Here is an 8,489-nt window from a genome sequence, read left to right on the forward strand (position 1 = left end):
TGACAGGGTTTAATGGCAACGGCTGTGCCAAGTTGCACGCGCACCTCTAACATATTCTTATACATTACCTTACGATACGGGGGCGAATGGCTTGAAAAACGTAATGAATAATATTCTTCTGCGGTGGAGAATATTGTACAAGGCGGACTAGCCCCGAATCGTATGCCGTTGTGCGACCCAGCCTGACGCGCCTCTCTTCCAGCGATCTCCCTCAGGCTTGCCTGTCAGGACGGATCTCGAATTTCTTCATGCGGTAGATAAGAATGTGCCGCGGGATCTTCAGATACGCCGCCGCCTTGGTCCGATTCCACCCGAACCTGTTGAGGGCATCGACAATCAGCCGCTTTTCGGCCTCGTAGAAAGTCAGGTGCGAACCAATGTCGGCACTAACAACCGATGCCTGCGCCGGCGAGCTCGCGGTCGCAAAGTCAGGCGGCAGGTCGTCGTGTGTCAGAATATCCGATGTCCGCAGTATGGCCATCCGCTCCATCAGGTTTTCGAGCTCCCGGATGTTTCCCGGCCAGGGGTGCTGACGAAGCTCGTTCATAAGATCTTCTGCGATGCTGATCTTCTCTCCGGGGGCGAATTTGTCGAGAAAGGTTTTGGCCAATAGGGCGATGTCTTCGCGGCGCTCCCTCAAGGGCGGCACATGGACCGGGATGACATTCAGCCGATAAAACAAATCCTCGCGGAAGCGGTTGTCGGCCACTCGTTCGCGCAGGTTGACATTGGTAGCGGCCAGCAGGCGCACGTCGATCTCCACCCGTTTCTCCGAACCGACCGGCTCGATTACCCGTTCCTGTATCGCCCGAAGCAACTTCGCCTGCAGCTCCATGCTGAGCTCGCTGATCTCGTCGAGTAGGAGCGTGCCACCATCGGCTTGTTCGAATTTCCCGACCTTATCTTTGACCGCACCGGTAAAAGCGCCCCGCACGTGGCCAAATAACTCGGACTCCAGCAACTCCCTGGGGATGGCCGCGCAGTTGACCGCCACAAACTCATTGCCGGCACGGTTGCTCTGGCGATGGATGTTCCGTGCGACCAGCTCCTTCCCGGTGCCGGACTCGCCGGTGATCAAAATTGTCGCGTCTGTCGGCGCTACCTTGTTGATCATCTCTACAAGGCGCTTGAAAGCCAGCGAAACTCCCACCATCGGACGCGGTCTACCCGCGCCGGTCAACTGCTCTTTGAGCAGTTTGTTCTCCGCCTCCAGCTGGCGGTATTTGACCGCTTTTTCGATAGCCATGAAAAGCTGGTCATCATCGAACGGCTTGGTCAGGTAATCGAATGCGCCCAGCTTTACCGCTTCCACCGCCTGAGAAACTGCTGCATAAGCAGTCATGAAGATGATTTCGAGATCGGGTTGGATCTTTCGGGCCTGCTTGAGCAGGTCCAGCCCGGTCAGCCGCGGCATTTTCATGTCGGAAAGCAGCAGATCGTAGCTGCTCTCTCTCAAAGCAATCAGCGCCTCTTCGCCGTCGGCGGCCGCCGTCACCTGGTACCCGCGCTGCTTGAGTTTGAACTGGATGACCTTCCGCAAGGCAGCGTCATCGTCGGCCAATAAAACCTTCACCGCTGGGCTCCCCTTTCAATCGTTGGAAGTACGATATTCACCCTCGTGCCCTTACCCGGTTTGCTCACCAGTTTTATCTGACCGTCGTGACGGTCAACTATTGTCTTCACGATCGGCAAGCCCAAACCGGTTCCGGCCGCCTTAGTCGTATAGAACGGATCGAACGCCTGTGCGACCTCTTCCGGGCCCATGCCGGCGCCGGTATCTGAGATGGAAAGGACCGCCGCCCGGCGAGCATTGCGTCTGAGCTCGATTGTAATCGTATCGCCGGCCCGCGACGCCTCGATGGAATTCAACAGCAGATTGAGCAGTATTTGATGAACTTTTTCCGCGTCGCCCATTATCCAGATGCCCGGCTCAATATGGGAAACCATCGCCAGCGATGCCTTGCTCACCTGGGGCAACAACTGCCTGACGCTCGATTCGACCGCGCCCGATAAATTGAGTCGCTCTTTTTGAGTCTCTTTCGGCCGGGCGAACTCAAGGAACTCGGTCACCGTCCCCTCGATGCGCTTGACTTCTTTGAACGCAATGTCACTGAACTCCTCGCGATCGGCACGAGGCACGCTCTGGTCGTGAATGATCTCCAGCGCCCCTTTTATCGACGCCAGCGGGTTCTTGATTTCATGCGCTACGCCGGCGGCCATTTGTCCAACCAAAGACAGATGATGGCTCCGCTCGAGTTGCAGCTTGGTTTCTTCGTGTTTCTTGCGAACGTTGATTTCACGATCGATTAATGCTCCGACCAGAATGCCAATCGCGAAATAGAAGAATATCTCCACCAGCTCCTGTGTGAGATCGAGCTCGGCCGGCATGGCGCCAAGAAGATACGGAACGATCAGGAGCGATATGACCAGAGCGCTGTAAATGCCGCCGCGGATGCCGAACCATGACGCCGCGATGGCAATCGGTATGTAGCAAAAGCGACTGTGAAGCGCGTGAAGCCAATGCACGTGGCCGAACAGCCGCTCGGTCAACCAGCCGTAGTGAATCGCGATCGTCAGCGCCGTGATCGACGCTATTATCACCAGCTTCAAACGCCGATAGGTTACGGCATCGGAATGTCCCGGCAGCTCGGTCATACATCAACCTAGAGAAAGATTCGTGCCAATTGCAATCGCTGCCACCTTTCAGTGACTCTTCACCAGGGTGGCCGATGTAGCGCAACTACTTAAGCGATGTTCCTGCGGCCACACGGCACACACCAGTTGTCCACACGCTTAGCGTCGTTAACAAGTATTGGTGAATATTCTCCATAAAACAAACAACTTTATACGCGCCGGGTGCCGCTGAGTTTGGCGGCACTCCACAAGCCGCTGATACTCAACACCTTCCGGAAGTGCTACAGTGTGGCACGCCATTTGTGTTCTATGCCGGCAAACGTTGGGCAGCGAACATCTTCTGGCTGAGGAAAGATAACATGACGAGCCTTAAGCCCCTCGCTTTACTCCCGATCATGGGTGCGGTCTGGCTCATTAGTGGCGGCTGCAACGACTCGAACGACATGACTGGCAGCCGTGAGAGCACCGCACCCGCCATTTTACGTGTCCATCCTCCCGACGGTGCCGTTGACGTACCGAGCGACGCGAGCCTTGCTATCAGGTTTAATATGCCGATGGACACCGCATCAGTCCATGCAGGACTCCACTTCACAGGCGGAGCCGACATGCAGTCGTGGATGGACAGCCTCGATCACATGGGCGGCATGAGACAAATCAGCCCGGGTCAGCAGGAGCAGATGATGCAGTGGCTGGACTCACTGCACATCGCCGGGCGTTTCTTGTGGAATGAGTCGTTCGACAGCTGCACCTATCGGCCCGACTCTGCCATGCCGGTCGGCACAGATCATATGATTTTCTTATTCGGGCCGATGAAGTCCCGCGAGGGTGTGATGATGAACATGGGTGGCAGTATGATGATGTCGGACACCGGGTTCAGTTACCATTTCACAACAGCTCTATAGATGAAGGAGTGATGAAATGACGCGAATCTTTACCACGGCACGCACGGGCATTGCCACTCTTGTCCTGACCTGTGTGTCGCTGTCAGTCCCGGCGTCCGCCGGGTGCGGAGGGTCGTCTGGCGGATGCGGCAGTTCGCACGATCATGCCAAAAGCTCAACCACGGCGAAGGCACAGGACAGCAGTCAGTATACCTGCCCGATGCATCCGGAGATCATTCGATCCAAACCGGGTGACTGTCCCAGGTGCGGGATGAAGCTGGTTCCAGCTGAGGAGACTGCTTCTACCGTAGCGGCGACCCCTGACCATGCTTTGCCGGAGCAATTCGGGCAGCTCCTGGAGGAATACGCTGCCCTGCGGGACCATTTCGAAACGATGATGTCCCTCACGGCCATAGAAAAGCTCGGCCCTGAGATGCGCATCCATCGCAACCTTATGGTGCTGTTCGGCGAAAACCTGGCAAAATGTGAGGAAGCCTGTGGACGCCTGGCCGGTGCTGTTGACGACGAAAGCGGTACGACTGGAACCACCCCCACTCGGCCGGATCGCACGGACACTCCGGATCGAGCACAATCAGGACATCATCACTGAGTAAACCAGCGACAAGGGCACTGACAATGGTCTTGGCGAACGTGGAATCAACCGTGGAAGGCAATTGCTGTTATGGAGATGATTCGGACTTTCCAGCTGTGTCTTCGACTCGACAGAGCGGCAAAACTGCTTCGCCTGGAACTCGATCGGTTCGGCTTCGCCGTCTCAGAAACTCCTGACCCCGGCTGGGAGCTCCCACCGCTCGTGGAACGCAGGCACGACCGAGTAAGAAGATTGTATGTCCGTGACAAGAGGTCACTACCCTCGCCGGACGGCGTTCTGGCGCCGACCCGCCAAGTGGTTCTTTCTCAGGTGTACGGGGGATTGACAACAGTTACCGTGTTAGCCGCCGCTCACAACGGTTGCGACACAGATACCACACCACGAGCCCAGGACATGCGTATCCTCAAGGCGATCCTGGCGACCGGGATGTCGGCATTCGCCCGCGAAGACACAAGATCCCGACACGCGGCGATCCACTAATGTGAGGCAGTGCAATCGGCCTATTTGCTTGAACACTACTATTCAATGATGAACTCTATTCTCCAGCGGACCAACTTGGCAAACAGCAGCGGCTTGTATAAGATCTTGTTACACACTGCATTAGTGCGCGTCGAGGGTGTTGGTACGATAATTGCTTTGAGCTGAGTATGTTTACAGAAAACCTTCAAAGCAAGGATTTAAGGAGACGACCTTTGATCTCAACTAGCACCTTGACAGGAGCGATTGTGGTTGCTGTTTCATTGATGAGTTCCGCTTTCCCCGAGCAATCGAAAACGCCATCCGCTTCAGCCGCGCCTAAAGAGCTTAAGCCCCAGACCGTCTGTCCAGTGATGGGGAAGCCGATCGATTCATCGGCCTACACCGATATTCAGGGCCAGCGTGTATACCACTGTTGCAAAGGGTGTACTGAGAAACTAACTGCTGACCCGGACAAGTTCTTCAAGAGAGCGGCTGCCGAGGGTGTATTGTTTCAAAACATACAGACCACCTGCCCCGTGTCAGGTGAAGCCCTTGAGGACAAAGATATCTATACGGACTATGAGGGACGCCGCATCTATTTCTGCTGCAAGAAGTGCACCAGCATGTTTGCTGAGACCCCGCAGAAGTTTTTGAAGGCGATGGACGCGCCGGCCAATGTCGAACCGCCGGCGCACAAAGAAGATCACAGCGGTCATCATCATGGCGGCCACTGAGCAGGATCATAAAAAGCGTGTATCCCTCGACACGGCGCTGGCACCGCCACATTGTCGCCACTATCGCTAGTTTCGGCAACCTTTCTACCCCCGTCTTCCGGTGCTTACGCCGCATGGCCGGAGCCCTGCTAATAACAGGCGCTCCGGCCCTTCTTTTGGCCATGCCGTCACTGGCCACCCCGATCAACCGCTACTGCCCGGTACTCACTGACGAACCCGTGGATTTGTCGGTCACAACGACCTACGAGGGCCGTGAGATAGCTTTCTGCTGCAAGAAATGTCGACGCCAGTTTCTCGAGAATCCGGAGCGGTATCTGGAAGCTCTGACGGCAACCGCACAGGCAGAGTTTGAGAAAATTGCCAGCGAAAAACCAGTGCAAGATCCCGGCCAACATGATCACACACATCACGATCATGACGACACGGCGACAGCATCTGACACTGTCGACAGCATTGTCGCAAACTCTCATGCGCATTCGGACGATACAGCCACAACTGAAAGTTCTGGCGCAACCGCCGAACACGATCATGCCACTGATCACGGAGCTTCTGGAGGCAACGCCTCAGGCCGATTCATCACATTCATGGGGAAGTTCCACCCGGTGATCGTGCACTTCCCGATCGCTCTGATAATCGTGGCGCTCGCATTTTCGGTGCTGGCGATGTTAGCCCGAGCGAATCTCTATGATCTGATCGCTGTCAAAACAACCTATCTCGGCGGCTTATCCGCGGTGGTATCGGCGCTGCTGGGGCTGGCGGCCGCCTCGGGCGCACATTATCCCGACATGCTGGTCGGCTACTTCACGTGGCATCGCTTGCTGGGGATCACGTCGGCAGCGCTTACCTTGCTTTCCTGCTTCCTGGCGTATCGGTATGAGAAGACTCCATCACCGAGCCGGCAATGGCTGTTTCGCGGCACCCTGGCGCTGAACGCAGTACTGGTAGGTGTCACGGGTCACTTCGGCGCGACCTTGATCTACGGCCCCGATCACTTTGCGTTTTGACGCATGTACCGCCCGACCGGTTTGTAAGTGAGCAAACGCGCGGCGCCGTCATGCCCGATCCAGTCGGGCACCCATGGCCACTCCCGATGGCAAGATGTGAAACCACCTCAGGAGAGAAGGTCAACCGCTTTGAGGAGTGTACCCGGTAGCCCACAGCTCTGCTGTGGGTCCTCAAAATCTCCGAAACGCCCGTCATACCCGGTACCCCACAGCTCTGCTGTGGGTCGTTCGAAGTCTAAGTCTGGCCCCATTCTGGCGGAGAGGCAGGGATTCTCCGCCAACGGAAATCGTTAAGTCGCTAAATGTCAACAAATTGGCTGTAATTAAGTGTGATTTCGAAGGTTAACTATCGTGAAGTATCGTGTAGTTAGGTGAAGTATCTTGAAGTTCAGCGTAGTTCGCGGTTAGAAAATTGTTAGAAAACTTCGGGGGTGGGAAAGTGAGGTTTTTGATAAAATGGCAGAGGTAAGGTGGATTAACAGGGCGATTAATGCCCTGATCTCACAGGGAAGATCCTAGACCGTCCAAGATGTCTTCGATCTAGCGACTCCCACGGCACGTTTTTCCCATACATCCGTCTTCGTCGCGCCTCACTTAGTGCCCGGGAAAGCCCAGTGTATGTGCTTTACACTTGGGTCGGAAACTAAGAGCACTTTGTCAGTAAAATCATTGTTCCTTATGCGCGCCTGATAAAGCTGAATGCCAAGTCGATAAAACGCAGTTTCTTGATCTATCCAAAGGACCTCGCAATCAGAGCCAAGATGCACCATGTACTGTAGTCCACTGACGGGGTCGAGAATGACAACATCCTCTGATTGAATAGGTGGCAATTCCTTATATTCAGCCGGACTACTTTCGGGATTGGGCTGTGAGATGACACCGACAAGATACCGGTTGATCAGTCTGGCACGAGTAGCGCCGCCTGGAAGTGTGTACAGTGTCCACGTTTGCTGCGCTTTATTATAGACGAGTATGTCTCGCTCGGTTACATTGATTGACAATAGTGGTATCACAGCAGCGAAATCAATCTCGTTTGCAATTAGATTCCAGCCCCTCACTGCTCTTATTGGAATCGCAGCTTCAGGAACGGGTCCAAGACCTAGTGACAGGCTGCTATCTCGGAAGCGGAACGACCCATTCTCAAAGATCAGAGGCAAGACTCCATTAGACGGCGCGCCTGTGTAGGGTGAAGACACCCCAGATACGCGTACTTCATAGCCCTTCGATAAGGCTTGGGCGCTTGACTGCCTCATTTCGCTTAAGTTGAAGTACATGCGTTCTGGAAGAACACCTGAGGTCTTGCCACTGTACATCTGTAAACTCAAAAACCTAATGCCCGAGGCTTCCACAATGAGTTGGTGATTCTCTACAGATGTGTCACCGTTGACACTCCGGATAACTCGCGGTTCATCCAACTTGGTGGAACCGAACAATATTACTTCCTTGGTAGAGGACAAGCCTCTAGAAATAACCAGCGTTGAGTCTCTTTGATAAGTATCAATATAGAAGACCGGCGCCTCGCTTTCGTTAGACCAAACTGACGTGAGTTTATCTCCGTCCAATCTGAAAACATGAAACGGCCACGGTTTTCCGCTACGCTGGGTCCAAGTAGGCTCGCCACTAATGAGGTATAATTCCTTGGCCAAAGTGTTCCCGCTCAAAACACCTACAGCTACTGCCATGCTGGTGACTGTCATAACATATTTAAGTGTTCTCATAAGTAATTTCCTTTACAAGAAGTCACTTACCTCAAGGGACCATTGAACAGACTTGATTGACGTAGTTCACTCCATCCTCCAGCCGAGTCGGGTTAAACGCCCAAGCACCTACAGCATTGTCCCAGACGCAGTAGTTGCCCCCAGAGGTTCCGTTGTACATTTTTAGTGCAACCGCGTGTTCTATAATCTTCGTCGTTCCCTCACGGAAGATCACGGTTCCTTCTTGTCTGTCGGGCACGGGCACAGAATACCCAAATTGATTGTAGGCTTGTTGCCGTTGTCCTGACATCCACGAATTGGCGCCTATCTGCTTTTCTCCGAGCTCATGTCAAGAGTTGTGTAAATTGGTTTCTCAAGCAGCGTGCTTTTCGGTCTGATTGTTTCTGCTTCTGACCTCGATTCCGTCTTTAAACTTCACACCATCCAGGACCTTCGTTACCAGATGC

The 8,489-nt window shown here is 54.3% G+C and carries 8 protein-coding genes; 5 read left to right on the forward strand and 3 right to left on the reverse strand.

Going from position 1 to position 8,489, the window contains the following annotated elements; translation table 11 throughout:
* Positions 1–211: 211 nt before the first annotated feature.
* Together AB1772_06715 and AB1772_06720 are read right to left on the reverse strand one after the other, a co-directional pair.
* The gene (locus AB1772_06715; GenBank protein MEW5796038.1) at positions 212–1,573 is read right to left on the reverse strand and encodes a sigma-54 dependent transcriptional regulator; all 1,362 of its coding nucleotides are present in this window, start codon (positions 1,571–1,573) and stop codon (positions 212–214) included.
* Positions 1,570–2,655, reverse strand: coding sequence for an ATP-binding protein (locus AB1772_06720; GenBank protein ID MEW5796039.1), 1,086 nt, complete (start codon positions 2,653–2,655; stop codon positions 1,570–1,572). The genes AB1772_06715 and AB1772_06720 overlap by 4 nt, the downstream gene beginning before the upstream one ends.
* A 338-nt stretch (positions 2,656–2,993) precedes the next feature.
* Here AB1772_06720 and AB1772_06725 point away from each other — a divergent pair, with 338 nt between their 5' ends.
* The 5 genes from AB1772_06725 to AB1772_06745 all read left to right on the forward strand — a co-directional run bounded on the left by AB1772_06725 (position 2,994) and on the right by AB1772_06745 (position 6,325).
* Positions 2,994–3,536 carry an Ig-like domain-containing protein gene (locus AB1772_06725; protein MEW5796040.1) on the forward strand — a complete coding sequence of 181 codons (543 nt, stop codon included), beginning with the start codon at positions 2,994–2,996 and terminating at the stop codon, positions 3,534–3,536.
* 16 nt (positions 3,537–3,552) lie between these two features.
* The gene (locus AB1772_06730) at positions 3,553–4,125 is read left to right on the forward strand and encodes a heavy metal-binding domain-containing protein (protein ID MEW5796041.1); all 573 of its coding nucleotides are present in this window, start codon (positions 3,553–3,555) and stop codon (positions 4,123–4,125) included.
* Positions 4,126–4,197: 72 nt separating this feature from the next.
* Positions 4,198–4,608, forward strand: coding sequence for a hypothetical protein (locus AB1772_06735; GenBank protein ID MEW5796042.1), 411 nt, complete (start codon positions 4,198–4,200; stop codon positions 4,606–4,608).
* A gap of 212 nt (positions 4,609–4,820) precedes the next feature.
* Positions 4,821–5,321, forward strand: coding sequence for a YHS domain-containing protein (locus tag AB1772_06740; protein MEW5796043.1), 501 nt, complete (start codon positions 4,821–4,823; stop codon positions 5,319–5,321).
* A 113-nt stretch (positions 5,322–5,434) separates the two neighbouring features.
* A complete protein-coding gene (locus AB1772_06745) occupies positions 5,435–6,325 on the forward strand; it encodes a DUF2231 domain-containing protein (protein ID MEW5796044.1) in 891 nt (296 codons plus the stop codon).
* A 590-nt stretch (positions 6,326–6,915) separates the two neighbouring features.
* On the opposite strand, the gene AB1772_06750 is transcribed toward AB1772_06745, so the two are convergent.
* Positions 6,916–8,043 (reverse strand): hypothetical protein, encoded by a 1,128-nt coding sequence (locus AB1772_06750; GenBank protein ID MEW5796045.1) that lies wholly within the window; start codon positions 8,041–8,043, stop codon positions 6,916–6,918.
* Positions 8,044–8,489: the final 446 nt, after the last annotated feature.

Source organism: Candidatus Zixiibacteriota bacterium (genome assembly GCA_040752815.1).
Taxonomy (GTDB): Bacteria; Zixibacteria; MSB-5A5; order GN15; family FEB-12; genus JAGGTI01.

Excerpts from the sequence above, each read along its gene's own strand:
- AB1772_06720 (MEW5796039.1), bottom strand. The coding sequence starts at position 2,655 with ATGACCGAGCTGCCGGGACATTCCGATGCCGTAACCTATCGGCGTTTG.
- AB1772_06725 (MEW5796040.1), top strand. The coding sequence starts at position 2,994 with ATGACGAGCCTTAAGCCCCTCGCTTTACTCCCGATCATGGGTGCGGTC.
- AB1772_06730 (MEW5796041.1), top strand. The coding sequence starts at position 3,553 with ATGACGCGAATCTTTACCACGGCACGCACGGGCATTGCCACTCTTGTC.
- AB1772_06735 (MEW5796042.1), top strand. The coding sequence starts at position 4,198 with ATGGAGATGATTCGGACTTTCCAGCTGTGTCTTCGACTCGACAGAGCG.
- AB1772_06745 (MEW5796044.1), top strand. The coding sequence starts at position 5,435 with ATGGCCGGAGCCCTGCTAATAACAGGCGCTCCGGCCCTTCTTTTGGCC.
- AB1772_06750 (MEW5796045.1), bottom strand. The coding sequence starts at position 8,043 with ATGAGAACACTTAAATATGTTATGACAGTCACCAGCATGGCAGTAGCT.